Below are 24,730 nucleotides of genomic sequence, written 5' to 3'. Positions count from 1 at the left end.
ATTCGGGGCGCAAAGTTTAGCGCCGAAGTCGGTATTGCAGAAGAATAGCGATACTACAGACAGACAAAAGCCGGGTTTCCCCGGCTTTGTCATGCCACCAGACGTTACTTGCGCTTCATGGACATGAAGAACTCGTCGTTGGTCTTGGTCGCTTTTAGCTTGTCGATCAGGAACTCGATGGCGGCGATCTCGTCCATCGGGTGCAGCAGCTTGCGCAGAATCCACATGCGCTGCAGCTCGTCTTCGGCGGTCAGCAACTCTTCGCGACGGGTGCCGGCGCGGTTGATGTTGATGGCCGGGAACACGCGCTTCTCGGCGATACGACGGTCCAGGGGCAGTTCCATGTTGCCGGTACCCTTGAATTCCTCGTAGATCACTTCGTCCATCTTCGAGCCGGTCTCGACCAGCGCGGTAGCGATGATGGTCAGCGAACCGCCTTCCTCGATGTTACGCGCGGCACCGAAGAAGCGCTTCGGCTTCTCGAGAGCGTGGGCATCGACACCACCGGTCAGCACCTTGCCGGAACTCGGGATCACGGTGTTGTAGGCACGTGCCAGACGGGTGATGGAGTCGAGCAGGATGACCACATCCTTCTTGTGCTCGACCAGGCGCTTGGCCTTCTCGATCACCATCTCGGCGACCTGGACGTGGCGGGTCGGCGGCTCGTCGAAGGTCGACGCAACCACTTCACCACGCACGGTGCGCTGCATTTCGGTCACTTCTTCCGGGCGCTCGTCGATCAGCAGAACGATCAGGTGGCACTCGGGATTGTTACGCGCAATGTTCGCGGCGATGTTCTGCAGCATGATGGTCTTACCGGCTTTCGGCGGTGCGACGATCAAGCCACGCTGGCCCTTGCCAATCGGCGCGCAGAGGTCGATCACACGGCCGGTGATGTCCTCGGTGGAGCCGTTGCCGGCTTCCATGGTCAGGCGCTTGTTGGGGAACAGCGGGGTCAGGTTTTCGAACAGAATCTTGTTTTTCGCGTTCTCGGGACGATCGAAGTTGATCGTGTCGACCTTGAGCAGAGCAAAATAACGCTCGCCTTCCTTCGGAGGGCGGATCTTGCCAACGATGGTGTCACCGGTGCGCAAGTTGAAGCGACGGATCTGGCTCGGCGAGACGTAGATATCGTCTGGGCCGGCGAGATAGGAAGCGTCTGCAGAGCGGAGGAAACCGAAGCCGTCCTGGAGAATCTCCAGCACGCCATCACCGGAGATTTCCTCGCCGCTTTTCGCGTGCTTTTTCAGCAGGGAGAAAATCACGTCCTGCTTGCGCGAACGGGCCATATTTTCTATGCCCATCTGTTCGGCCAATTCGAGCAGTTCGGTAATCGGCTTTTGCTTGAGTTCAGTCAGATTCATATAGGAATGACGTAATCGTATAAGGAGGGGATGGTAAGCATTGAGCTTGAGAGGCCGCAGCGCAGATAGGCGACAGGCGCCCGCTTTATTGTCGAATGTTCGATTAGGAATGCGTCGGCAGCGGCGTGCAGGGGGTCACTTAGGAAAAGCAACGGACCCGAATGTAACATCGGCTTTACGAATGCGTCTAGCCTTTAGCCAGAAAAAAGCCCCGTTGTCTACGGGGCTTTTCGGACGAGCTTACAGGTTGGCGTCGATGAAAGCCGCCAGCTGCGACTTCGACAGGGCGCCGACCTTGGTAGCTTCGACACTGCCGTTCTTGAACAGCATCAGAGTCGGGATGCCACGCACGCCGTACTTCGGCGGGGTGTCCTGGTTTTCGTCGATGTTCAGTTTGCAGATCTTCAGCTTGCCCTGGTATTCCTTGGAAATCTCGTCCAGAACCGGTGCAATCATCTTGCACGGGCCGCACCACTCAGCCCAGTAATCGACCAGTACCGGGCCTTCTGCCTGGATGACGTCCTGGTCAAAGCTGGCATCGCTGACGTTGGTGATGAATTCACTCATGGGAAGTCTCCGTGTTCGCAGGCTATAACGATAAAAGTGGCGCCCATCATAGCCCGGCTGGTCTGACACAGGAAGGCGCCTGCCATTGAGCGTAACTATATCGGCTATCGATGCCGGCGATAGGCCGCGCGCCCTGCAGACGGCGCCGTGCCCTTCAGCAAGGCGGTCAACAGGCCTGAATCGGCATACCTGCAACGGCAGTATGCGTTGGCGCGAGCGTTCTATCGTGTCACGATGACGGGGTTCTGCCTCGAGATTGACTGATCATGCCGCACTCCCATGCCGAGTCCTTTCCCCTGGTCGCCGCCATCGACCTGGGCTCCAACAGCTTCCACATGGTATTGGCCAAGGCCGATCATGGCGAAATACGCATTCTCGAACGGCTCGGCGACAAGGTGCAGTTGGCAGCGGGTATCGACGAACATCGCCAGCTCAGCGAGGAAGCCATGCAACGCGGCCTCGACTGCCTGAGTCGTTTCGCCCAGCTGACCAACAGCCTGCCCCAGGGCGCGGTGCGCATCGTCGGCACCAACGCCCTGCGTGAAGCCCGCAACCGCGCCGAGTTCATTCGCCGCGCGGAAGCCCTGCTGGGCCACCAGGTGGAAGTCATTTCCGGGCGCGAAGAGGCCCGGCTGATCTACCTCGGCGTGTCGCACAGCATTGCCGACACGCCCGGCAAACGTCTGGTCGCCGACATCGGCGGCGGCAGTACCGAATTCATCATCGGCCAACGCTTCGAACCGCTGCTGCGCGAAAGCCTGCAGATGGGCTGCGTGAGCTATACGCAGCGCTATTTCAAGGACGGCAAGATCACCCCTGCCCGTTATGCCCAGGCATACACCGCGGCACGCCTTGAGATAATGGGTATCGAACACGGCCTGACCCGCCTTGGCTGGCAGGATGCGGTTGGCGCTTCGGGCACCATCAAGGCCATCGGCCTGGCTATCCAGTCCGCGGGGCTGAGCAGCAACGGTGAGGTGACCGCCGAGGGCCTGGCCTGGCTCAAGCGCAAGGTCTTCAAGTGCGGCGATGTCGAACGTCTCGATCTGGACGGCCTCAAGCCGGATCGTCGGCCCATTTTCCCCGCCGGGCTGGCGATTCTCGAAGCGATCTTCGATGCCTGCGAGCTGAACCGCATGAGCCACTCCGAAGGCGCCCTGCGCGAAGGCGTGCTGTATGACCTGCTCGGCCGCCACCAGCATGAGGACGTCCGCGAGCGCACGCTGTCGGCGTTCATGGAGCGCTATCACGTCGATCAGGAGCAGGCCGCCCGCGTCGAAGCCAAGGCGCTGTCTGCCCTGGACAAGGTGGCGAAGGATTGGGAGCTGACCGACGACTGGCATCGCGAGTTGCTCAGCTGGGCAGCCAAGGTCCATGAGGTCGGCCTGGATATCGCCCATTACCAGTACCACAAGCATGGCGCCTACCTGATCGAGCACTCGGACCTGTCCGGTTTCTCCCGCCAGGATCAGCAGATGCTCGCCCTACTGGTGCGCGGCCACCGCCGCAACATTCCCAAGGACAAACTCACCGAGTTCGGTGAGGAAGGCGTGAAGCTGGTACGCCTCTGCGTGCTGCTGCGCTTCGCCATCCTGTTCCACCACATCCGTGGCAGCCAGAACATGCCGACCGTGCGCCTGAAAGCCGGGCCCACCAGCCTGGCGATTCAGTTCCCCGATGGCTGGCTGGCCGCCAATCCGCTGACCCAGGCTGACTTCGAAAGCGAAGCCGACTGGCTCAAGCGCATCGACATCACCCTCACCGTTCGCTGAACCGGCAAGCACGGCACTGCACCAGTGCCGCTGCAACGCTCCTACCTGCACGCCGTCGCGCTCGACGGCCGATACGCCGTGCCGCACTTAACGCTGCGGTTTCACGCAGATAAATCCCATACCCCATTGAGTTGTAACTATTTTTGACAGCGGCGCCAACGCGCAGGCTAGAATCGGGCTCGCCTCATGACCCGGGAGTCACGCCGCCTTGGATGCCAGTACGATCAACAGCCTGCTTCTGGTCGGCGCCCTGATGGTGGGTGCGAGCATCATGGTCAGCTCGCTGTCCTCGCGTCTCGGCATCCCGATCCTGGTCATCATCCTCGCTGTCGGCATGGTGGCGGGTGTCGATGGTGGCGGCATCATCTTCAACAATTACCCGACCGCTTATCTGGTGGGCAACCTGGCCCTGGCCGTCATCCTGCTCGACGGCGGCGTGCGCACCCGTGTCGGCAGCTTCCGGGTGGCCTTGTGGCCAGCGTTGTCGCTGGCCACGGTCGGCGTGCTGATCACCACGGGGCTGACCGGCATGGCCGCCGCCTGGCTGTTCGACCTGAGCCTGATGCAGGGCCTGCTGATCGGCGCCATCGTCGGCTCCACGGACGCCGCGGCGGTGTTCTCGCTGCTCGGTGGCAAGGGCCTCAACGAGCGGGTCAGCGCGACCCTGGAAATCGAATCCGGCAGCAACGATCCGATGGCGGTGTTCCTCACCGTGACGTTGATCGACATGCTCGCCAAGGGCCAGGGCGAATTCCACCTGAGTTTCCTCGGCCATCTGCTGCAGGAGTTCGGCATCGGTGCGGTGCTCGGCCTGGGCGGCGGCTGGCTGCTGCTGAAAATAATCAATCGCCTGGAGTTGGCCCACGGCCTGTATCCGCTGCTGGTGGTCAGCGGCGGTCTGCTGGTCTTCGCACTGACCAACACCCTGCATGGCAGCGGTTTTCTGGCCGTGTACCTGTGCGGCCTAGTACTGGGCAACCGACCGATTCGTTCTCGCCACGGCATCCTGCACATGCTCGATGGCATGGCCTGGCTGGCACAGATCGGCATGTTCCTGGTGCTCGGGCTGCTGGTCACCCCGCACGATCTGCTGCCCATCGCCCTGCCCGCTCTGGGCCTGGCGCTGTGGATGATTCTCTTCGCGCGGCCACTGTCGGTAATGGTCGGCCTGATTCCGTTCCGTGCCTTCCATAGCAAGGAGAAGGTGTTCATCGCCTGGGTCGGCCTGCGCGGTGCGGTGCCGATCATTCTCGCCGTATTCCCGATGATGGCCGGTTTGCCCAACGCGCAGCTGTATTTCAACCTGGCGTTCTTCATCGTGCTGGTCTCGCTGCTGCTGCAGGGCGCCAGCCTGCCGTGGGTGGCCAAGCTGTTGAAGGTCACGGTGCCGCCGGACCCGGCACCGATTTCCCGTGCGGGCCTGGAAGTGCACCCGACCAGCCAGTGGGAGCTGTTCGTCTACCGCCTGGGCGCCGAGAAGTGGTGCATCGGTGCGCACCTGCGCGACCTTAAGATGCCAGAAGAAACCCGCGTCGCCGCTCTGTTCCGCAACCACCAGTTGCTGCATCCCTCCGGCAGTACCGTGCTGGAAGCCGGCGACATGCTCTGCGTGATCGGCCATGAACACGACCTGCCGGCCCTCGGCAAACTGTTCAGCCAGGCGCCGCAGCGCGGCCTGGACCTGCGCTTCTTCGGTGATTTCGTCCTCGAAGGCGATGCCCAGCTAGGCGCGATCGCGGCACTCTACGGCTTGTCTACCGAGGGCCTGGACAACTCGCTGCAGCTGGGCCGCTTCATCGCCCAGCAAGTCGGTGGCGGCTCGGTGGTCGGCGATCAGGTCGAATGGCAGGGCCTGACCTGGACGGTCGCGGAGATGGACGGGAACAAGATCCGCAAGGTCGGCGTCAGATTCCCCGAAGGCGCCCGCCCGGGACCCGGTCTGTCGTTCTGAAACCGCCAGGATCTCGCCCGCCACAGCCCCGCCAGAACACGACAGGGCCGGCGCGCAGCAGATCGTGAACCGGTTCTGACAGATCGCCGCGCGGGACTCTCCACCAGTCTGTAGACTCAGCAGGACTCCACCCCCGCGATCATGGCCATGCTCTCATTCCGTCGTTTCCTTGCCGTTTCCCTGCTGGGCCTGTGCCTGGCCCAATCGCCCGTCTGGGCCGATGCCAACCCCACCAGCGCCGACGTGCAGCGCAGTCTGGATACCCTCGCCGACCGCAAATTGGTGGAGCCGGAACAGTCGCTGGTGCGCCAGACGCTGGAAAAGACCCTGGCGTCGCTCAATGCCCAGACGGAAAGCCAGCAGAAGCTGGTCGCCCTGGACAAGCAACTGGCGCAAGCGCCCCGCCAGACCCAGGACGCTCACCGTGAACTGGAAAAGCTCAAGGCAACCAAAGTGGTGCCCGTGGCCCAGCGCTACGCTGCCAGCAGCGTAGCCCAGCTGGAGCAGATCCTCAGCCAGCGCAGCGCACAGTTGAGTGACTGGCAGAAGCAGATCAACGATGCCAATACCCTGATCATCACCGCCCAGACACGCCCGGAGCGGGCTCAGGCGGAGATCAGCAGCAACCAGACGCGTACCCAGCAGATCAACACCCTGCTGAAGAATGGTCGCGAGGACGGCAAGCCGCTGACCAGCGAGCGCAGCAATCAGCTCAAGGCCGAACTGGCTCAGCTTGCCGCACAGACCCAATTGCGTCGTCAGGAAATGGCCGGCAACAGTGTGCTGCAGGATCTGGGCAGCGCTCAACGCGACCTCCTCGACGAGCAGATCAAGCGCCTCGACGTCGAACTGCAGGATCTGCAGACGCTGATCAACGAAAAGCGTCGCGACCAGTCCGAACGCACCGTTGCCGAGCAGTCCATGGAGGCCCAGAAGGTGGGCGGCTCCGACACCCTGCTGTCGCGGGAAAGCGCGCTCAACGTGAAACTCTCCGACTACCTGCTGCGTGGCACCGACCGGCTCAACGAGCTGACCCAGCTCAACCTGCGCACCCAGCAACAGCTCGACACCCTGAACCAGACCGATCAGGCCCTCGACGAGCAGATCAGCGTGCTGCAGGGCAGCCTGCTGCTGTCGAAGATTCTCTACAAACAGAAACAGGCGCTGCCCAAACTCAAGCTCGACTCCGGATTGGCCGACGAAATCGCCGATATCCGTCTCTATCAGTTCGAACTCAACCAGCAACGCGAGCAGATTTCCAATCCCGGTGCTTATGTAGACAAACAGCTGGCGACCCAGCCGCCGGAAAGCGTGACACCGGAGCTGCGCGCCTCCCTGCTGGATCTGATCGATACCCGCCGCGTACTGCATGACCGCCTGAACCGCGAACTCAATGCACTGCTCAACGAGTCGATCACCCTGCAGCTCAACCAGAAACAACTGCAGGATACCGCTACGTCGCTGCGCGCCACCCTCGACGAGCAGATGTTCTGGATCCCCAGCAACAACCCGCTCAACCTCGACTGGTTCAAGAACGTCCCCACCCAATTGCAACGGCAGATCGCCGACCTGCCCTGGCTCGACAACCTGAGCCAGCTCGGTGCCGGCCTGATCGAACGGCCGCTGCTGTTCCTGCCGCTGCTGCTGGTGATGGGCCTGCTGCTGTACAAGCGCCGCTACCTGAGCCAGAAACTCACCGATCTGCACAAGGACATCGGTCACTTCAGGCGTGACAGCCAGTTGCATACGCCAGTGGCGATTTTCCTCAACGTGCTACTGGCGTTGCCCGGCACACTGTTCCTGGCGCTGTGCGGCTTCGCCCTGCAGATGGATGCCCGCGGGCTCAACGTCAACCTCGGTTCGGCGTTCCTGGGCATGGCCCAGGCGTGGCTGGTGTTCTACACCGTGTACCGCATTTTCACCCCGGGTGGCGTAGCCGAGCTGCACTTCCACTGGGCGCGCTCCCACGTCGCCTACCTGCACCGGCAGATCCGCTGGCTGGGCGTGGTGGTCATGGCGCTGGTGGCGGTGGTCACCGTGGCCGAACACCAGCCCTCGAGCCTGTCCGATGACGTCATCGGCATCGCCGTGGTGCTGACCTGCTATGGCCTGATGATCTGGCTGCTGCAAAAACTGCTGTTGCGCGGCCCGGCCCGGGAGAACGCCTCGTCCTTCCGCATGTTCATCGGCGTGCTGTTCAGCATGCTGCCGCTGGGCCTGTTCCTGGCGGTGTGCTTCGGCTACTACTACACCGCCCTGAAGCTCAGCGACCGGCTGATCGACACGCTGTACCTGCTGCTCATCTGGCTGATCGTTGAGGCGGTATTCGTTCGCGGCCTGTCCGTCGCCGCCAGACGCCTGGCCTACCAGCGCGCCACGGCCAAGCGTGAAGCACAGACCACCGAGGACAGCGAAGGCACGGAAATCCAGCTGGAGGCACCGACTCTGGACATCGAGCAGGTCAACCAGCAGTCCATGCGACTGATCCGCCTGACCCTGCTCGGCACCTTCATCGCGGCGATGTACTGGGTCTGGGCCGATCTGATCTCGGTGTTCGCCTACCTCGACAACATCACCCTCTACGAATACAACAGCAGCACCGTGGTTGGCAGCGCCGCCTCGTTGATCCCGATCAGTCTGCTCGACGTCCTGTATGCACTGATCATCGCCGCCATCACCATGGCCCTGGGGCGCAACCTGCCTGGCTTGCTGGAAGTGCTGGTGCTGTCGCGTCTGCGCCTCGCCCAGGGCAGCGCCTATGCCACCACCACGCTGCTGTCCTACGTGATTTTCGGTACAGGCATCGTGGTCACCCTGTCGACGCTGGGGGTGAGCTGGAACAAGCTGCAATGGCTGGTCGCTGCGCTGTCGGTGGGGATCGGTTTCGGCATGCAGGAGATCTTCGCCAACTTCATTTCCGGCCTGATCATCCTGTTCGAGCGCCCGGTGCGTATCGGCGACCTGGTGACCATCGGCGGTGTGACCGGCACGGTGAAACGTATCCATATCCGCGCCACGCACATCATCGACAGCGATCGCAAGGAAGTGATCGTGCCGAACAAGACCTTCGTCACCAGCCAGTTGATCAACTGGACGCTGACCGACACGGTGACGCGCATCGTGCTGACCTTCGTGGTCAACCGCGGCGACGATCTGGAAAAGGTGCGCACCCTGCTGCTGCAGGCTGCCCAGGAAAACTCGCGGGTTATGCGCGATCCGGCGCCGACCGCTCAGTTGAGCGTCTATGCACCGGGCGGCCTGACCCACGAGCTGAAGTTCTACGTCAAGGAACTGGGCGACCGTGGCGCCGCCACCGACGAGCTCAACCGGCGCATCGACCAACTCTTCGCCAGCAACAACATCAACCTCTCCGGCACACCGAAGATGGATATCGTGCTCAGCCGCGCCGCTGCGCCCCATGACACCCTCAAGCTCGACGACGAACAGTTGGCGAGCGTCGAGAAGAATGGCGAGGCCAAACCGTGAAAACCCTCGACACCCTGACCTTCGAAAACCGTTTCGCCGGGCTGGGTGACGCCTTTTCCACCCATGTGCTGCCCGAGCCCATCGCCGAGCCACGCCTGGTGGTGGTCAGCGAAAGCGCCATGGCGCTGCTCGACCTCGACCCGCAGGAAGCGCAGCGCGAGGTGTTCGCCGAACTGTTCTCCGGCAACCAGCTGTGGAGCGACGCCGAGCCGCGGGCCATGGTCTACTCCGGCCACCAGTTCGGCGGCTACAGCCCGCGCCTCGGCGATGGCCGCGGCCTGCTGCTGGGCGAAGTACTCAACCACGCGGGCGAGCACTGGGATCTGCACCTCAAGGGTGCCGGCCTGACGCCCTACTCGCGCATGGGCGACGGCCGCGCCGTGCTGCGCAGCTCGATCCGCGAATTCCTCGCCAGCGAAGCCCTGCATGCACTCGGCATCCCCAGCTCGCGTGCGCTGTGCGTCACCGGTTCGAGCACGCCGGTGTGGCGCGAGAAGCAGGAAACCGCGGCCATGCTGGTGCGCCTGGCGCAGAGCCATATTCGCTTTGGCAGCTTCGAGTATTTCTATTACACCCGCCAGCACGACCAGCTCAGGCAACTCGCCGACCACGTGCTGGCCTGCCATTACCCGCAGTGCCTGGAGCAACCGCAGCCCTACGAAGCGCTGCTGCGTACCGTGCTGGAGCGCAACGCCGAGCTGATCGCCCGCTGGCAGGCTTATGGTTTCTGCCATGGCGTGATGAACACCGACAACATGTCGATTCTCGGCATCACCTTCGACTTCGGCCCCTACGCCTTCCTCGACGATTTCGATGCCCAGCACATCTGCAACCACTCCGACGACACTGGCCGCTACAGCTTCAGCAATCAGGTGCCCACCGCCCACTGGAACCTCTCGGCGCTGGCCCAGGCACTGACGCCGTTGGTGGAAGTCGATGCGTTGCGATCGATCCTCGACCTGTTCCTGCCGCTGTACCAGGCCCACTACAACGACCTGATGCGCAAGCGCCTGGGCTTCACCACGGCCGAGGACGGCGACGAAGAACTGATCCAGCGTCTGCTGACACTCATGCAAGCGGGCAAATCCACGGACTATCACCTGTTCTTCCGCCACCTCGGCGAGCAGGCGCCAGCCGATGCACTGCAAGTGGTGCGCAACGACTTCGTCGACCTCCAGGGCTTCGACGCCTGGGGCGCCGACTACCTGGCCCGCAGCAAACGCGAAGGCAGCGATCAGGCCGCTCGCCAGGCGCGCATGCACGCCGTCAACCCGCTCTACGTGCTACGCAACTACCTCGCCCAGGAAGCCATCGCCGCCGCCGAAGCGGGCGACTACGCACCTGTGCGAGAACTGCACGAAGTACTAAGCCGCCCCTTCGAGGAGCAAGCTGGCAAAGAACGCTACGCACAGCGCCCGCCGGATTGGGGCAAGCATCTGGAAATCAGCTGTTCGTCGTGAGGCCGCGCCAATGCTCTTTCCCTACTTTAGAGACCCCGACAACTTCGCCTATCGCCTCGCCGAGGCTGCGCCCTGCTCGCTGTGCAGTACGCCTGGGCTGTGGTTCTCGGCCGGAGGCTTCTACGGCCGCGAGACGATCGACTGCATCTGCGACACCTGCCTGGCTTCCGGCAAACTCAAGGCACTGGGGATCGAAACCAATGACGCCATGGAAGGTTCGCAGGAAGAGATAGACATCATCGTCTACGCCACACCGGCACTACCGACCTGGCAAGACCGTGTCTGGCTACGGATCGAAGGCCGTTTCTGCGTCTTCGAGCGCTTCGCTTCCCGGGAAGACTTCATCGACAAGGCCGAATTCATCGCATCCTTCGGCGACCGCTACCCAGGCTCCGACCTGGACTGGCTCTGGGAAATTCTCCCGGCGAAGCGCCTGACACATCACCGCCAGGGCGGCGACGTGACTGTCTACCTGTTCACCAGCAACGGCACCAAGCACTGCACTTGGGACGCCAACTGACAACTACGTAGGGCGTATTAGTCGAAGTCGTAATCCGCCAGCATGCCTGCACCGTCCCGCAACGCAACGTGCAGCATATCGCTCGGCAAGCACTTGCCGTTTGTCGGGCAACCTCTTATCGTCAAAACCCTCTGCTGGCGGATGCCTGCACGCGTAAATCATTGCCAAAAGGAACTTGCAGTGCACTTCGCCCCACCGCACCAATTTCGCAGCCTGCACAACCGGGCAGAAATACTGCACAGAACACAAGTCGCGCGAATACGCGGGGCACTGCATATCCACGTGTCACGTTATTGTTTTTTATGGAAATTCAGCCTGCATCGCTAATGAAGCAGGGACGTTATGTGGAATTCCGCCATAACGCATTAATGAAGAACTCCATCTAATCACTGTTAGCCGCCAAAGACCTTAAGATCCACAGCCAGAGAGCAATCATGTTTGCGGAGTTAAAAAGCAAGGAACTGCACCTTTACGGCAAGACAGCTGAGCTCAATACAGTCGCTAGATCAATTCATAAAGGCAGGCACGGCGCGTCAGCATCCTTTGATCTTTGCAGCTCAACCTGCTTGTTTTCCACGCTGCACACCAAGTGTCATGGCAAGCTCGCCACCATAGAAATTAAAGAATCGGAGATTTACATAACTTACTCAGAGTCCGTAAAAAACCACCTATACACCTACTTCTCAATGCCATCTGACACACAACCGGGCGCTCTGTTTTCCCTTACTCACTCAAGCCGAGACGATCCACCATTACTGGCAGACAACTCGCTTGAATTAATCATCCATGTTATTTCTAGCGAAACATGAGAGCTCGGCTAACAAATTGTTCAAGTCGCTCGCTCGGGACGGCGTTCCGCCGCCCCTTAACCAAACGTTAGAAGGCGTCAGCATGAAACTCAGGGCAGCAATCAGTGCATCGCCATATGACGCTGATTACGACATGGCATTAATGTACTGTTTTGATAGCGTGCAAAATTATTGTTTTTCCCTTACGCGCGCACCAAATTCAGATGAGATAGAAGTAATGGTTGTCGACCAAGTAAATCACAAAACTGATGACCTTACTCTTCAACTCCATCGCAATCATTTAAAGGCAATTATTAATTTCGCTCTTGCCAAGCTGCTTGATGGGCATGAAGAATACGTTATTGAATTCACTGCGAATGAGCAAGAGCATGAGAACCTTCAGCGTTCGCTCGAAAAAATATTTGAGGGCAAAAAAGGGCTTTCCATATGTACCTTCTAACAACTGGTTCAAGTCGTTCGCTTCGCTCACTGGGACGGGCTAAAGCCCGCTCCTTAACCAAACGTTAGGCTCATGGAAAAAGACTTGCTTCACCTCATAACCAAACGCGATGAAACTCAAATAAGCGATGAACAATGGGCTAGATCAGCAGAGCTTGCCCTAGCTAAGTCCGGGCTTCCCGAAGCTGAGTTCTGCCACGCCTATTCGCATCTCGTTGCCAGAGAGTTTGTTATGGGGGAGCTTTCATATGCCGAGGGTGATTTAGCTATGAACCGGCTATCTACACTATCTCGCGAACCTCTTTCTGGATTTTCATTAAAAATTTACTTGGCTTTTGATGCTGGTGAATACCAGCGCCCAAAAGACGCCACGACTATTATCCCGTGGTTGAATTACACAATACCTCTTATTATCGAGGCTCTAAAGTATCTAGAAAATCCGGCGAGCCATGAGCCTAACTAGTGGTTCAAATCGTTCGCTTCGCTCGCTGGGGCGGGCTAAAGCCCGCCCCTTAACCAAACGTTAGGTCATAATGCAGCCTGTGTTCTTCGCTGATATATATTTACTTCCCGCCGACGTTGGCGGCAGACAGTGGCCGTTAGTCTCGGGCGAGTGGCGCACGGTACTTAGCATCAATAAGGAGCACTGGTCTGCTCGCCTCACCTTTGAGGGGCAGCCTGCACCAGGCGAAACCTTCTATGCGGTTGTGCAACTCTTGCTTCCTGAACAGGCCTTGTCATACTTTGCCGTAGGTGCCGAGTTCACTGTCTGGGAGGGCGGCACCAAGGGTACTGGGCGGGTTGTGTCGCGAGCAACCTAACTAGTGGTTCAAACCGCTCGCTACGCTCACTGGGACGGGCTAAAGCCCGCCCCTTAACCAAACGTTATGCATATGAATGAATACACCACCACAATGACGATGCTTGCACCTGAGCTGTTAATCCTTGCAGCTGGATTCTCTTTGTTTAGCATTGCATCGTTAATATTTTCAATAAGGCAGCGCTCAGCCATTGCCTTGTTATCATTCGTCTTTCTCACGCTCTGCGCCATTGCAAAACTCACAAAATTCTCAATAATTGCGTTCATCCCAATGCAATGCCCTAATGGTCGGTGTAACCCAACAGAATTCAACCAGCAAGTCCTAAATCTCTCGTCATTAATAGAGCCTTATTTGTTCCTAGCAGCAGCTATTTGCACAATCATTTACATCACAAAAACAAAGGCATAAACCGTGTGCAAATGCATAACAATTGGTTCAAACCGTTCGCTTCGCTCACTGGGACGGGCTAAAGCTCGCCCCTTAGCCAAACGTTAGGCAAAAACATATGTCCCGCGTACAGCTAGTAGAGATTGATCTCCGAGCTATCACTAGCGCAGAAGAACTGCACTCGTTGCTGATGGAGTCGCTGAATTTTCCGGGCTGGTATGGTGCTAACTGGGACGCTTTCTGGGACGCCATAACTGGCTTGGTTGAAATGCCCTACACAGTTAGGTTCTTTGGCTGGTCGCAGTTCTCTCAACGCCTACCTCGTGAGGCTGTGCTACTAAAAGAATGCCTTACTGAAATGCAGGGTGAATATCCGCAGCTCGCAAGCGAAGTGGTTTATGCCTAACAAGGCGCTCAAATCGCTCATTTCGTTCGCTGGGACGGCCTGCCGCCGCCCCTTAGCTTAATCGTTAGGCTCTGGAATGGATCACATCAGCGCATTAAAACATCAGGCGGGCTTTGCTAATTCCCCTTGCGCGTGGATAGCAATAAACGGAACCCCCATCGAGAAGTGGTGTGCCGAGACTTTCAATTATCCAGATGCCAATTCTTTGGGGCTGGCTCAAATCTGGCTACTAGACGAAGAAGAAGACAAGCTAGCTTGGTCACGTATAACACCAAGTGAGGATGAGTCCTCGACCGTTGTTCCAATATTAGTGTGTAGTGATGACATGGACTTTGACTGCATCGTCCTAGTGGTTGAACAGCTAATAATTAAAGACACCGTTCAATGGCTTCGCTGGGGTTTTAGCGCATCCAGTGGTCTGGAAGTAGGTATTTCGACAAAATGGCAAAGATCCACCAAGCCTCCTTTATCGACCTTTGACCGTAACGAATTTGAAGACTGCCTGAGTAAATTTAAGCAGATAATGGCTGGCTCGCTGTGAACCGCCTAACAACTGGTTCAAGTCGCTCGCTCCGCTCACTTTGGAGGACGTGGCAAGTCAAATTACAAAACAGCCCGGCTATCTAAAGTTCGGCTATGGTTCATGGGCGCTACCACAAAGCGGACTGGCATGGTTAATCAATAAAGTATAAAAACTGGCTAAAATCGTTCGCTTCGCTCACTGGGACTGACTGAAGCCAATTGATAGGATCATAGCCTTTGATTGCGTATCCAAGAATCAATCACTCTGGCCCTACTGATTATTAACCGCCCAATAAAGCCCCATCAGGAGCCCTTATGCCCTCACACGCCCTCAAACTCTTCGCCGACTACCACCAGTTCTATCTGCAGGATGAAGTGGCCGAGGGTGATCTCTCCCAGTCTTGGGGCACTGAAGCCGTCGAACGGATGCTCGCGGTAGCCGATGGTGTGGTGGGCGTCGGCACGCTGCGCAATATGGAGGTTTCGGTGACGCTCGAATTCCTCGACGCGGAACCAACCGTCGAACCGGCGAGTTTCGATCATATTGCCGAGGCCTCGCTCGTGGTTCGCAGTGGCACGCTGGTGATCGCCGGTTGCACGGACTATTTCCCGGATGCAGCGCGCTTCGCTCTGGCGGCAGGGAACTATAGGGTGCGGCTGTCAATTTCCGGTTTCGACACGCTCTCCGAAGATGGCCTCGATGGAGAGGATCACTACCTTGTGCAGCTGTGGCAGGCGCCGTTGATCGAGCCGGTGGTACTCAAGCAGGGTGAGTTCTAGCTCCATCGTCCAGCAGGTACGAGTGTCCGAACGTGGTAAGACGGAAAATAACTCGTAGATGGATCGGGGCGCGTAGCCTAGCCAAAGGCGTAATCCGTCGTTTACCGCGAACCGTTTTGTCGAATTACGCCTGCGGCTAATACGCCCTACACCTCGGACAAGGTTGCTCAAATACCGGTAATGAGCAGATCAAGCGCCGCGATGATTTCATCACGCTGCGCCGCTAAATCCGCAATCTTGGCACCCAGCTGTTTTTTGGCAATACCGGCCATTTGCGGCGTCATCATCACGTAGTGCTCACCCTCGATTTCAAACCGCGGGGTGAGGGTTCTCAGCATTTTTCCCTGCATGGCGCGGGCTGTATACAGCGGCACGACAACCCGCGTACCGAGCTCCGCGAGCAGGTCGCTCTGTACATTGAGCAGCAAGGGCACGGCGGCCTTGGTGGCAGGATTGGTGTTTTCGTAAACGGCAAACTGCGGCATCAGAAGCTCCGCAATTCGTCACTGAACACGCCATTGGACTCGACATGCTCATTGTATGCAGTGATGGCCTGTCGGTTGTCTGCCAACCATTGCTCACGCTGCTTTTCCTTTAGCGCCTGGGCCAATGCCTTCTCCAGGGTGGCAGAGAGGTTGATGTCGAGAGCCTTGGCCTTGTTGAGCAGATCCTCGTTGACACGAAGGTTGGCGGCTCGTTTCGGAGCGTTCAGATCGTACGAAGACAGCATGAGAATTTCCTCGCCAAGTAATGCGCACAATTTATGCGCATAAAAGATCTTGGTAAAGCGGCTTTCCGACGCATTCAGCCAACAAGCCACCACTCAGCCGCCAACCCGGCCACGCACAAGACTTCCTGGCGAAAACCCGGATAATGCCGGCCATTCGTTTTGCTTGCCGGTGCCGCTCCATGGAAATCAAGGTCAACTTTCTCGACAACCTTCGCCTCGAAGCCAAATTCGATGACTTCACGGTGATCGCCGATCAGCCCATCCGCTACAAGGGCGATGGCTCGGCACCGGGGCCGTTCGACTATTTCCTGGCTTCGTCGGCCTTGTGCGCGGCCTACTTCGTCAAGCTGTACTGCCAGACGCGGGACATTCCCACCGAGAACATTCGCCTGTCGCAGAACAACATCGTCGACCCGGAAAACCGCTACGCGCAGATTTTCAAGATTCAGGTCGAGTTGCCCGCCGATATCTCGGAGAAGGATCGCTTGGGCATCCTGCGTTCCATCGATCGCTGTACGGTGAAGAAGGTGGTGCAGCAGGGCCCCGAATTCATCATCGAGGAAGTCGACAACCTCGACGCCGATGCCCAGGCGCTGTTGATGCCGGTGTCAGATACCACCACCTACATTGCGGGCAAGGATCTGCCGCTCGAGCAGACCATTGCCAACATGTCGGGCATCCTCGCCGACCTGGGGATGAAGATCGAGATCGCCTCCTGGCGCAACATCGTGCCCAACGTCTGGTCGCTGCATATTCGCGACGCGCAGTCGCCGATGTGCTTCACCAACGGCAAGGGCTCGACCAAGGAAAGCGCCCTGGCCTCGGCGCTGGGCGAGTTCATCGAGCGGCTGAACTGCAACTTCTTCTATAACGACCAGTTCTGGGGCGAGGACATCGCCAATGCAGAGTTCGTCCATTACCCCAACGAGCGCTGGTTCAAGCCGGGCCCGAAAGATGCGTTGCCCGAAGATATCCTCGACGCGCATTGCCTGGCGATCTACAACCCGGATGGCGAGCTGCGCGGCTCGCACCTGTACGACACCAACTCGGGCAACACGCTGCGCGGCATCTGCTCGCTGCCCTTCGTGCGCCAGAGCGATGGCGAGACGGTGTATTTCCCGTCCAACCTGATCGAGAACCTGTACCTCTCCAACGGCATGAGCGCCGGCAACACGCTGGCCGAAGCGCAGGTGCAGTGCTTGTCGGAGATTTTCGAGCGGGCGGTGAAACGCGAGATTCTCGAAGGTGAGCTGTGCCTGCCGGACGTGCCGCAGGACGTACTGGCCAAATACCCGGGCATCGTCGCCGGCATCCAGGGCCTGGAAGAGCAAGGCTTCCCGGTGCTGGTCAAGGATGCGTCCCTGGGCGGTGAATTTCCGGTGATGTGCGTCACCCTGATGAACCCGCGTACCGGCGGCGTGTTCGCCTCCTTCGGCGCGCACCCCAGCCTTGAGGTGGCGGTGGAACGCAGCCTCACCGAACTGCTGCAAGGCCGCAGTTTCGAGGGCCTCAACGACCTGCCGCAGCCAACGTTCGACAGCCTGGCGCTGACCGAGCCGAACAACTTCGTCGAACACTTCATCGACTCCAGCGGCGTGGTGTCCTGGCGCTTCTTCGGCGCCAAGGCCGACTTCGAATTCGTCGAATGGGATTTCTCCGGGCAAGGCGCCGACTCCAACGAGCAGGAGGCCGCCACCCTGTTCGGCATCCTCGAAGACCTCGGCAAGGAGGTATACGTAGCGACCTACGATGACCTCGGCGCCAACGCCTGCCGCATCCTGGTGCCGGGTTACTCGGAGATCTATCCGGTCGAAGACCTGATCTGGGACAACACCAACAAGGCGCTGCTGTTCCGCAAGGACATCCTCAACCTGCATGCCCTGAGCGACCGCGAACTCAAGTCGCTGCTGCGCAACCTGAACAACACCGAGGTCGACGACTACACCGATATCAGCACATTGATCGGCATCGAATTCGACGACAACACGGTGTGGGGCCAGCTGACCATTCTCGAGCTGAAGCTGATGATCCACCTGGCGCTGAAGAAATACGACGATGCCAAGGAGCTGGTCGAGGCCTTCCTGCAGTACAACGACAACACGGTCGAGCGCGGGCTGTTCTATCAGGCGGTAAACGCGGTGCTGGAGATCCAGTTGGAGGACGACCTCGAGCTGAGCAACTTCGAACGAAACCTGCGGCGCATGTTCGGTGGCGAGCGCATGGACGCGGCAATCGGCTCGGTGGCCGGCAGCGTGCGCTTCCATGGCCTGACGCCGACCAGCATGACGCTCGAAGGCCTCGACCGGCATCTGCGCCTGATCGACAGCTACAAGAAGCTGCATGCGGCACGCGCCAACGCAGTGGCTTGAGCCAGCTGACAGCGGCCAAAAAACGGTAAAACGCCATCGCTGCAGGAGCGTGGATTTAGGCGCGATGCGATGATGGTCATTTCGCAAGCACGCGCCGTGGCCGCCATTCGCCGGCAAGCCGGCTCCTACATGGTCGGGTGCGTCACCAACTCCGTAGGAGCCCGCTTGCGGGCGATGCGATGATGGTTATTGCGTAACCTTCGCCGAAGGGTCGTCGCCTACAGAGCGCGCCTAGCTCGCGCGCCCCCGCCTGGGCGATGCGAACTACTGCCTGGCCGCCTCGAACCCGGCATGCTCAGCCAGTCGCTGAACCATATAGGAATAGAACGGATTGGACGTCACCCGCTGCAGGGCTTCCATGCTGACCAGCAGCACCCCTCGCTCACCACGCACGGACAACGCGCCGAGGTGCACGCCGTAATCCTCCGGCTCGTCAGGCTGCAAGCCGTACAACGAGTCGCTCGGCGGAAATGGCAGGGCGACGTGGGACAGCGAGAACACTTCACGGGGGAATGCCAGGCCGAGCGGTATCACCTGTTCCTCAGTGGCACCGGCTTCGGTGATACGGGCGGCAGCATCCAGCGTCTGCGACGAGGTATTGCCGATCAGCGTGGTGCGGTAATGACGCGGCGTGGCTGGCAGCAAGTCGGTAGGTGATTTGGCATGAGCACCGAGCAACGGCCCGAAGTCGACGAATCGATTGAGGTCGAACAGCACCAGTTCGCTGCCATTGGCGGGCAGATGAGCGTACAGGGCGTCGACCACCGCGGGCGTGCTGACCGTGTAATCGACCAGCGACTGGAACGTCAGCAGCGGCGGCAGCCCCTGCAAAGCACCGCGCTGGCTCAACGTGGCGATCTGCTCTTGCAGGGCCGAGGTGAACAGGTAGGACTGCCGCGCCGCGTTGAGGGCGAAGGAGTTGTACTTGAACGGGTTGTACTCGGGCAGTACATCCAGCCAGGCGGCCTTGGCGAAAGCCGGGAATATGGCAGGCAGCCCCGCCAGCCCGGCGAAGCGGGCATAACCGGCCACGCCGATCATCGGCGAGATCAGGGTCAATCGATCCGGCCGCGCCAGTTCATCGTTACCGAGGGCATCGAGAGCGTACTTGAGCGCCAGACCACCGCCTGCCGAATAGCCGACCAGATGCAGCGGGTCACCGGCACCGGTCAGCCGCCTGGCCTCGCGAACGGCCAGGCGCGTGGCGGCCAGCCAGTCCTGCCAGGTCACGTCGGTAAGCGCGCCGGGCGTGGTGCCGTGCCCCGGCAGACGCAGGCCGACGACGATGAAACCGGCGTCGCGATACAGCTTGGCGATGTGGCGCAGGCTGTAGGGTGAGTCGGTCAGCCCGTGAAGCATCACGGCGGCGCCTTTCGGCTCGCCATCGGGCTCCAGCACGTAGGATCGGTTCCAGTCCCATTCGAAGCGCGAGGCATTCAGCGGGCTGTCCGCGAAGTAGCGGTTGTCCGGCACGCGCTCGGCATCGTCGAGGCGCTCGTAGACCTTGTCCGGCAGCGAGGCGAACAGTGCCTGTTCGGCCAGCAGGTAATCCTGCCAACTGGCGGAGTCCAGTTCATCGGCATTCAGCTCGTGGGGCACGAAGGTATGCCAGGGGCTCAGATCAGGCTTGCTCTGGGCGTCGTAAATCCGCAGGGCGAAGAAGGTCATGGCAGTCACGGCAACTACCAGCCCGGTCAGGCGCACCCACTTTTTCACCGCTGCCTTCATGCCTCAACCTCTCCCCCGCAAACGATCCATGATAACCCTCGCCGCACGCGAACGCTGGCACGCAGTCTTGGTATAGCCGACTGGCGAGCATTTGCTTATCTATTAAACCGAATAGGCATATAGACCTTTCCAAAGGTTCTTAGACCTGCAGGCAAAAGCCGTTTATCGTCGCGCCGCTTCAACTCGCCTGTTCTACCACCCGCTGTCAGGCCTTTGCACTGCATGAAAATTCGCAATCTCGATCTCAGCAACAGCCCGGTCAACGACGAACACCAGGCACTGGGATTACCCCCCCTGGAAGACCACGTCTCCCACCCGGACAACCACCCGATCCTGCGCGCCGCCATGTGGTTCGCCATCCTCACCCTGGCTGGCCTGCTGCTGTTCCTCGCCTGGCGCCTGTTCTTCGGCAACCACGAAAGCACCGGCCTGGAGATCATCGAAGATGCGCTGACCAGTCGCGCCTTCTGGAGCGCCGTGGCAGTCGGCTTCTTCGCACAGGTCATCGACGGTGCGCTGGGCATGGCCTACGGCATCACTGCCACGACCTTCCTGCTCAGTACCGGCGCCACACCCGCTGCCGCCAGCGCCAGCGTGCACATCGCCGAAGTGTTCACCACCGGGCTGTCGGGGATTTCCCACGCCAAACTGGGCAACGTCAACAAGGCGCTGTTTCTACGCCTGCTGCTGCCGGGCATCATCGGTGCGATTCTCGGTGCGGTGCTGATCACCACCTTCGATGGCGACGTGATGAAGCCCTTCATCTCCGCCTACCTGCTGCTGATGGGCCTGTACATCCTGCACAAGGCCTATCGTCACGTGAGGCTGGTCAGGAAGGAGCCAAAACACGTCGGCAAGCTGGCGCTGTTCGGCGGTTTCGTCGACGCCGCTGGCGGTGGTGGCTGGGGCCCGGTGGTCACCAGCAGCCTGCTCGGCTCGGGCAGCGACCCGCGCACGACCATCGGCTCGGTCAACTTCGCCGAATTCTTCCTGACCATCACCAGTGCAACATCCTTCATCCTCCTGGCGGGTCAGCCGGATACCTGGTTGATGGTCGCCGGCCTGGTGTTCGGCGGCATGTTCGCCGCGCCGCTGGCGGCCCTGCTGTGCAAGACGCTGTCGGCACGTACCCTGCTGACCATCGTCGGCTGTCTGATCACCTGCATCAGTGCCTACAACATCTACGCCAGCCTGACCTGAGCATGAGGTGCGCCTTGCGATGGCAGGGCGCAGTCCATAGTCTGCGGAGACTTGAATGACTTTCCGGAGCCTGTCATGAGCGATTCGCCGATCATCCCCTGCCCCCGTTGCAGTAGCCTGAACCGCATTCCTGCGGCCCGCCTGAGCGAGGCGCCGCGTTGTGGCCACTGCAAGGCCGAGGTGCTTCCGGGTGCGCCGTTCGACCTCAGCCAGGGCAACTTCGCCGCACAACTCAAGGGCGACCTGCCGTTGCTGGTCGACGTATGGGCCTCGTGGTGCGGCCCCTGCCGCAGTTTCGCACCGACTTTCGCGCAGGCGGCCAGCGAACTGCGTACCCGCTGCCGACTGGGAAAGCTGGACAGCGAGGCCAACCCACAGCTCTCCACCCAGCTGGGTATCCGCTCGATTCCCAGTCTGATTCTGTTTCGTGACGGCAAGGAAGTGGCCAGGCAGAGCGGCGCCCTGCCCCTGCCGCAACTGCTCGCCTGGTTGAACACTCAGGGCGTTTGACCATGAGCAGTGCGTACCCTGCCTCAGCCGGGTCTCCCTGCGTGACCTAGAGCAGCATCACCGTCGCCTGTGGTTGAGGGCAGTGATAGCAAAGCCTTGGCCTGACGCGATCAGCGCTGCTGCAACAGGTCGTGCAGCTCGACGTACTGCTGAGTGAGTTTGTGCCGGGGGTCGAGATAGATCAACGGCGTGCAGGCCTGGTGTGATTCACGCATCTTCACCGAGCTCATCAGGTTCACCGGCAGCACCGGCAGCCCTTCGGCGATCAGCTCGTCGAGCAGTTGCTGCGGCAGCGAAGCACGCGGCTGAAACTGGTTGACCACGATGCCCTCCACTTCCAGCGTTTCGTTGTGATCCTCCTTCAGCTCTTCGATCTCGCGCAGCAAGCCAAACAGGGCGTTGCGCGAGAAGGTGTCGCAATCGAAGGGAATCAACACGCGATCGGCGGCAATCAATGCGGAAACCGTATAGAAATTCAGCGCTGGCGGCGTATCCAGATAGATCTGCTCGTAGTCCTCGGAAAGCTCTTCGAGCAATTTGCGCAGCTTGTTGATCTTGTGCTTCTGCTCCAGCTTGGGCTGCAGTTCCGCCAGCTCGGCCGTGGCGGTGATCACATGCAGGTTCTCGAACGGCGTTTCGTAGATATCGACCTTGCTCTTCCTGGAAATCGGCCCGCTGGACAGGGTCTGCTTGAAGAAGTCGGCGATGCCCATGGGGATATCGTCACCGGTCAGCCCGGTCAGGTAGTGGGACGAATTGGCCTGAGCATCCAGATCGACCAGCAACGTCCGATAACCCTGGGAGGCACTCACCGCCGCCAGGTTGCAGGCAATGCTGGATTTGCCCACTCCACCCTTCTGATTGAAAACCACGCGCCGCATCTGCACCTCCATATTGAGCCGGGTCCGCCGGACTTTCAGCGCAAACCGCGTGGTAGCACCGAAACCTCCAAAGCCCCTAGTACATTGATACTAGGCATATGTTCTTGACAGTAGCGAGAAACGCGGTGAAACGCGTCATACATCAGAAAATCGCTACTTAATGTTTGCGGGGCCAAGTTATCACCCGGATAATGGCAGTGCAGCATCGCTCCCATCGACAAGGCTCTTGTCGCACAGGGCAGTCGTACAGACAAGGAATGCCCGGCGGGCCAAGCAGAGTTCCATCTAGAAATGCATTTCAGGATCGATCAATGGCGTGCCTGGGCCCCCGGCCTGGACAGTACGGATGACTGGCTCGCCTGGAGCAAGGCGCCCGAGCACCTGCACGATTCTGGCGAGAGCCCGGATGTCAGCTTTCTGCCGGCCCTGCAACGCCGTCGCTTGAGCCGTTTGGCTCGCATGGTTTTCCAGGTCGCCTGGCCGCTTGCCGAAGGTCACTCGGCCTTGCCACTGGTGTTCGCGTCACGTCATGGCGAAACCCCGCGCAACCTGGCCATTCTCCAGGACCTTGCAGTAGCAGAACCGCTGTCGCCGACACAGTTCAGTCTTTCTGTGCACAACGCGATCATCGGTCAATGGTCGATCCTGCGCGGCGATACCAGCGAGATGACCGCGCTGGCCGGAGAAGGCGATGGCCTGGAAATGGCCATGCTCGAAGCCGCAACGCTGCTCGCCGATGGCGCACCGGCAGTGCTGCTGGTGATCGGAGAAGAGGCCCAGCCGGAACTTTACGCCTCGTTTATTGACGATGTTCCATTCCCCTATGCACTGGCTCTGCTGCTGGTGCCAGGCGAAGACTGGAGTTTGCAACTGCGCACGGGCACCGGCCCACGCGCGCCGTGGCCGCATCCACTGAGCCTGATACAAGGCCTGTGCAACGGCTGCACAACCCTCGAACACACCTGGAAAGAGCGCCAATGGACCTGGTCACACAAAAGCCCGTGAGGCGCTACAGCGCGCCCTACTGGTGGCGACTGATCGCGACGGCGGCGAGCTTTACCCTGTTCGGCATCGGCGGCGTGGTGCTGCGTGTGCTGGTGTTTCCCGTGCTGTCATTGCTGCCGGGCGGTGCCGCGGCTCAGCAGCGTCGCGCCCGCCAGGTGGTGAGCTGGAATTTCCGCACCTTCGTCAAGTTCATGCACCGCAGTGGCGTGCTCACCTATGAAGTCGAGCATGCCGAACGCCTGGGCCGCCCAGGACAGATGATCATCGCCAATCACCCCTCGCTGATCGATGTGGTGGTGACCATCGCCTTCACTCGCAATGCCAACTGCGTGGTGAAGCAAAGCCTGTGGAACAACCCCTGCATGCGTGGGCCGATCCGCTCCGCGGGTTACATCAGCAACAGCGGCAGCATGGACATGCTCGATGAAGCGGCCGGTGTACTGCAGCAAGGCCAGACGCTGGTCATCTTTCCTGAAGGCACGCGCACCACGCCAGGCTGTGCACCGGAGTTCCACCGGGGTGCCGCGGCCATCGCCTTGCGTGGCGCCCGTGTGATTACCCCGGTGGTCATCAGCGTCACACCTACCACCCTGACCAAGGCAGAGCCCTGGTACCGAATTCCAGCGCGGCGCTTCCACATTCACCTGCGCGTGGGTGAGGACATCGATCCGGCCCAGTTCAGCGCGATGGGTGCTGCACCGGTAGCGTCTCGCAAACTCAACGACCATTTGCATCAGCATTTCATAAAGGAGCTCGCAAGAGATGAGCGCTCTACAGCTTGAAATCAAACACCTGATCATCGACTCCCTGGGACTCGAAGACATCACCCCCCAGGACATCGACGACGACCTCACCCTGTTCGGTGAAGGCCTTGGCCTAGACTCGGTCGACGCCCTGGAGCTGGGTCTGGCGATCCAGAAGCGTTTCGGCATCAAGATCGATGCCGAAGCCAAGGACACCCGCACCCACTTCGCCAACGTGGCCAGCCTGGCAGCCTTCGTTGCCAGCCGCCAGGCAGCCTGAG

General features: G+C 59.9%; 22 protein-coding genes. 16 read left to right on the top strand and 6 right to left on the bottom strand.

Translation table 11 applies throughout. The annotated features are described in order from the left end of the window. Window positions 1-104: 104 nt before the first annotated feature. On the bottom strand, window positions 105-1,364 hold the full coding sequence (rho, locus tag FHR27_RS23830; protein WP_042552300.1) for a transcription termination factor Rho: 1,260 nt from the start codon (window positions 1,362-1,364) through the stop codon (window positions 105-107). A 240-nt stretch (window positions 1,365-1,604) separates the two neighbouring features. Continuing rightward, window positions 1,605-1,931 (bottom strand): thioredoxin TrxA, encoded by a 327-nt coding sequence (trxA, locus tag FHR27_RS23825; RefSeq protein ID WP_042552299.1) that lies wholly within the window; start codon window positions 1,929-1,931, stop codon window positions 1,605-1,607. A 266-nt stretch (window positions 1,932-2,197) separates the two neighbouring features. Between trxA and ppx the strand changes: the two genes are divergently transcribed. The 10 genes from ppx to FHR27_RS23770 all read left to right on the top strand — a co-directional run bounded on the left by ppx (window position 2,198) and on the right by FHR27_RS23770 (window position 15,283). Continuing rightward, on the top strand, window positions 2,198-3,703 hold the full coding sequence (gene ppx / locus FHR27_RS23820) for an exopolyphosphatase (protein ID WP_042552298.1): 1,506 nt from the start codon (window positions 2,198-2,200) through the stop codon (window positions 3,701-3,703). A gap of 208 nt (window positions 3,704-3,911) precedes the next feature. Continuing rightward, window positions 3,912-5,654 carry a potassium/proton antiporter gene (locus FHR27_RS23815; RefSeq protein WP_042552297.1) on the top strand — a complete coding sequence of 581 codons (1,743 nt, stop codon included), beginning with the start codon at window positions 3,912-3,914 and terminating at the stop codon, window positions 5,652-5,654. Window positions 5,655-5,801: 147 nt separating this feature from the next. Beyond that, window positions 5,802-9,140: a mechanosensitive channel MscK gene (gene mscK, locus FHR27_RS23810; RefSeq protein WP_042552337.1), complete on the top strand. Its 3,339-nt coding sequence runs from the start codon at window positions 5,802-5,804 to the stop codon at window positions 9,138-9,140. After that, window positions 9,137-10,600, top strand: a complete 1,464-nt coding sequence (selO, locus tag FHR27_RS23805) for a protein adenylyltransferase SelO (RefSeq protein ID WP_179539733.1) — start codon at window positions 9,137-9,139, stop codon at window positions 10,598-10,600. The genes mscK and selO overlap by 4 nt, the downstream gene beginning before the upstream one ends. Before the next feature lie 10 nt (window positions 10,601-10,610). After that, on the top strand, window positions 10,611-11,120 hold the full coding sequence (locus FHR27_RS23800) for a CbrC family protein (protein ID WP_179539732.1): 510 nt from the start codon (window positions 10,611-10,613) through the stop codon (window positions 11,118-11,120). A gap of 891 nt (window positions 11,121-12,011) precedes the next feature. Further along, a complete protein-coding gene (locus FHR27_RS23795) occupies window positions 12,012-12,368 on the top strand; it encodes a hypothetical protein (protein WP_179539731.1) in 357 nt (118 codons plus the stop codon). 72 nt (window positions 12,369-12,440) lie between these two features. Further along, the gene (locus tag FHR27_RS23790) at window positions 12,441-12,830 is read left to right on the top strand and encodes a hypothetical protein (protein ID WP_179539730.1); all 390 of its coding nucleotides are present in this window, start codon (window positions 12,441-12,443) and stop codon (window positions 12,828-12,830) included. 863 nt (window positions 12,831-13,693) lie between these two features. After that, complete coding sequence (locus FHR27_RS23780; RefSeq protein WP_179539728.1) at window positions 13,694-13,981, top strand: barstar family protein; 288 nt, start codon at window positions 13,694-13,696, stop codon at window positions 13,979-13,981. A gap of 76 nt (window positions 13,982-14,057) precedes the next feature. Next, window positions 14,058-14,522 (top strand): hypothetical protein, encoded by a 465-nt coding sequence (locus tag FHR27_RS23775; RefSeq protein ID WP_179539727.1) that lies wholly within the window; start codon window positions 14,058-14,060, stop codon window positions 14,520-14,522. A 296-nt stretch (window positions 14,523-14,818) separates the two neighbouring features. Continuing rightward, entirely contained in the window at window positions 14,819-15,283 is a 465-nt protein-coding gene (locus tag FHR27_RS23770) for a hypothetical protein (RefSeq protein WP_179539726.1), read from the top strand. A gap of 167 nt (window positions 15,284-15,450) precedes the next feature. Here FHR27_RS23770 and FHR27_RS23765 read toward each other — a convergent pair whose 3' ends face one another. Then, the gene (locus FHR27_RS23765) at window positions 15,451-15,768 is read right to left on the bottom strand and encodes a CcdB family protein (RefSeq protein ID WP_179539725.1); all 318 of its coding nucleotides are present in this window, start codon (window positions 15,766-15,768) and stop codon (window positions 15,451-15,453) included. After that, window positions 15,768-16,013, bottom strand: a complete 246-nt coding sequence (locus FHR27_RS23760; RefSeq protein WP_042552292.1) for a type II toxin-antitoxin system CcdA family antitoxin — start codon at window positions 16,011-16,013, stop codon at window positions 15,768-15,770. The genes FHR27_RS23765 and FHR27_RS23760 overlap by 1 nt, the downstream gene beginning before the upstream one ends. 179 nt (window positions 16,014-16,192) lie before the next feature. On the opposite strand from FHR27_RS23760, the gene FHR27_RS23755 reads away from it, so the two are divergent. After that, window positions 16,193-18,382 (top strand): OsmC domain/YcaO domain-containing protein, encoded by a 2,190-nt coding sequence (locus FHR27_RS23755; RefSeq protein WP_179539724.1) that lies wholly within the window; start codon window positions 16,193-16,195, stop codon window positions 18,380-18,382. A 264-nt stretch (window positions 18,383-18,646) separates the two neighbouring features. On the opposite strand, the gene FHR27_RS23750 is transcribed toward FHR27_RS23755, so the two are convergent. After that, window positions 18,647-20,110: an alpha/beta hydrolase gene (locus tag FHR27_RS23750; protein WP_179539723.1), complete on the bottom strand. Its 1,464-nt coding sequence runs from the start codon at window positions 20,108-20,110 to the stop codon at window positions 18,647-18,649. A 222-nt stretch (window positions 20,111-20,332) separates the two neighbouring features. Between FHR27_RS23750 and FHR27_RS23745 the strand changes: the two genes are divergently transcribed. Beyond that, window positions 20,333-21,310, top strand: coding sequence for a sulfite exporter TauE/SafE family protein (locus FHR27_RS23745; protein WP_042552289.1), 978 nt, complete (start codon window positions 20,333-20,335; stop codon window positions 21,308-21,310). A 75-nt stretch (window positions 21,311-21,385) separates the two neighbouring features. Next, entirely contained in the window at window positions 21,386-21,820 is a 435-nt protein-coding gene (gene trxC, locus FHR27_RS23740) for a thioredoxin TrxC (protein WP_179539722.1), read from the top strand. 110 nt (window positions 21,821-21,930) lie between these two features. On the opposite strand, the gene FHR27_RS23735 is transcribed toward trxC, so the two are convergent. Continuing rightward, window positions 21,931-22,701 carry a ParA family protein gene (locus tag FHR27_RS23735; protein WP_179539721.1) on the bottom strand — a complete coding sequence of 257 codons (771 nt, stop codon included), beginning with the start codon at window positions 22,699-22,701 and terminating at the stop codon, window positions 21,931-21,933. A gap of 291 nt (window positions 22,702-22,992) precedes the next feature. On the opposite strand from FHR27_RS23735, the gene FHR27_RS23730 reads away from it, so the two are divergent. Genes FHR27_RS23730 through FHR27_RS23720 form a run of 3 tightly spaced genes read left to right on the top strand, consistent with a single transcriptional unit; the run spans window position 22,993 to window position 24,729 of the window. After that, on the top strand, window positions 22,993-23,706 hold the full coding sequence (locus FHR27_RS23730; protein WP_042552286.1) for a beta-ketoacyl synthase chain length factor: 714 nt from the start codon (window positions 22,993-22,995) through the stop codon (window positions 23,704-23,706). Further along, window positions 23,679-24,488: a lysophospholipid acyltransferase family protein gene (locus FHR27_RS23725; protein WP_179539720.1), complete on the top strand. Its 810-nt coding sequence runs from the start codon at window positions 23,679-23,681 to the stop codon at window positions 24,486-24,488. Before FHR27_RS23730 ends, FHR27_RS23725 begins: the two co-directional genes overlap by 28 nt. Then, a complete protein-coding gene (locus FHR27_RS23720; RefSeq protein WP_042552285.1) occupies window positions 24,469-24,729 on the top strand; it encodes a phosphopantetheine-binding protein in 261 nt (86 codons plus the stop codon). The genes FHR27_RS23725 and FHR27_RS23720 overlap by 20 nt, the downstream gene beginning before the upstream one ends. The last annotated feature ends 1 nt before the right edge of the window (window position 24,730 follow it).

The sequence above is a fragment of the Pseudomonas flavescens genome (assembly GCF_013408425.1).
In the GTDB taxonomy this organism is placed as follows: Bacteria; Pseudomonadota; Gammaproteobacteria; order Pseudomonadales; family Pseudomonadaceae; genus Aquipseudomonas; species Aquipseudomonas fulva_A.
This window is presented reverse-complemented; position numbering and strand designations above follow the sequence as displayed.

What these genes read in the sequence shown, in the direction of transcription:
- rho (WP_042552300.1), bottom strand. Translation starts at nt 1,364, where the DNA reads ATGAATCTGACTGAACTCAAGCAAAAGCCGATTACCGAACTGCTCGAA.
- FHR27_RS23795 (WP_179539731.1), top strand. Translation starts at nt 12,012, where the DNA reads ATGAAACTCAGGGCAGCAATCAGTGCATCGCCATATGACGCTGATTAC.
- mscK (WP_042552337.1), top strand. Translation starts at nt 5,802, where the DNA reads ATGCTCTCATTCCGTCGTTTCCTTGCCGTTTCCCTGCTGGGCCTGTGC.
- FHR27_RS23725 (WP_179539720.1), top strand. Translation starts at nt 23,679, where the DNA reads ATGGACCTGGTCACACAAAAGCCCGTGAGGCGCTACAGCGCGCCCTAC.
- FHR27_RS23745 (WP_042552289.1), top strand. Translation starts at nt 20,333, where the DNA reads ATGAAAATTCGCAATCTCGATCTCAGCAACAGCCCGGTCAACGACGAA.
- FHR27_RS23760 (WP_042552292.1), bottom strand. Translation starts at nt 16,013, where the DNA reads ATGCTGTCTTCGTACGATCTGAACGCTCCGAAACGAGCCGCCAACCTT.
- FHR27_RS23720 (WP_042552285.1), top strand. Translation starts at nt 24,469, where the DNA reads ATGAGCGCTCTACAGCTTGAAATCAAACACCTGATCATCGACTCCCTG.
- FHR27_RS23730 (WP_042552286.1), top strand. Translation starts at nt 22,993, where the DNA reads ATGCATTTCAGGATCGATCAATGGCGTGCCTGGGCCCCCGGCCTGGAC.
- FHR27_RS23755 (WP_179539724.1), top strand. Translation starts at nt 16,193, where the DNA reads ATGGAAATCAAGGTCAACTTTCTCGACAACCTTCGCCTCGAAGCCAAA.
- FHR27_RS23735 (WP_179539721.1), bottom strand. Translation starts at nt 22,701, where the DNA reads ATGCGGCGCGTGGTTTTCAATCAGAAGGGTGGAGTGGGCAAATCCAGC.
- FHR27_RS23800 (WP_179539732.1), top strand. Translation starts at nt 10,611, where the DNA reads ATGCTCTTTCCCTACTTTAGAGACCCCGACAACTTCGCCTATCGCCTC.
- FHR27_RS23775 (WP_179539727.1), top strand. Translation starts at nt 14,058, where the DNA reads ATGGATCACATCAGCGCATTAAAACATCAGGCGGGCTTTGCTAATTCC.
- FHR27_RS23770 (WP_179539726.1), top strand. Translation starts at nt 14,819, where the DNA reads ATGCCCTCACACGCCCTCAAACTCTTCGCCGACTACCACCAGTTCTAT.
- FHR27_RS23750 (WP_179539723.1), bottom strand. Translation starts at nt 20,110, where the DNA reads ATGAAGGCAGCGGTGAAAAAGTGGGTGCGCCTGACCGGGCTGGTAGTT.
- trxA (WP_042552299.1), bottom strand. Translation starts at nt 1,931, where the DNA reads ATGAGTGAATTCATCACCAACGTCAGCGATGCCAGCTTTGACCAGGAC.
- FHR27_RS23790 (WP_179539730.1), top strand. Translation starts at nt 12,441, where the DNA reads ATGGAAAAAGACTTGCTTCACCTCATAACCAAACGCGATGAAACTCAA.
- trxC (WP_179539722.1), top strand. Translation starts at nt 21,386, where the DNA reads ATGAGCGATTCGCCGATCATCCCCTGCCCCCGTTGCAGTAGCCTGAAC.
- FHR27_RS23765 (WP_179539725.1), bottom strand. Translation starts at nt 15,768, where the DNA reads ATGCCGCAGTTTGCCGTTTACGAAAACACCAATCCTGCCACCAAGGCC.
- FHR27_RS23780 (WP_179539728.1), top strand. Translation starts at nt 13,694, where the DNA reads ATGTCCCGCGTACAGCTAGTAGAGATTGATCTCCGAGCTATCACTAGC.
- ppx (WP_042552298.1), top strand. Translation starts at nt 2,198, where the DNA reads ATGCCGCACTCCCATGCCGAGTCCTTTCCCCTGGTCGCCGCCATCGAC.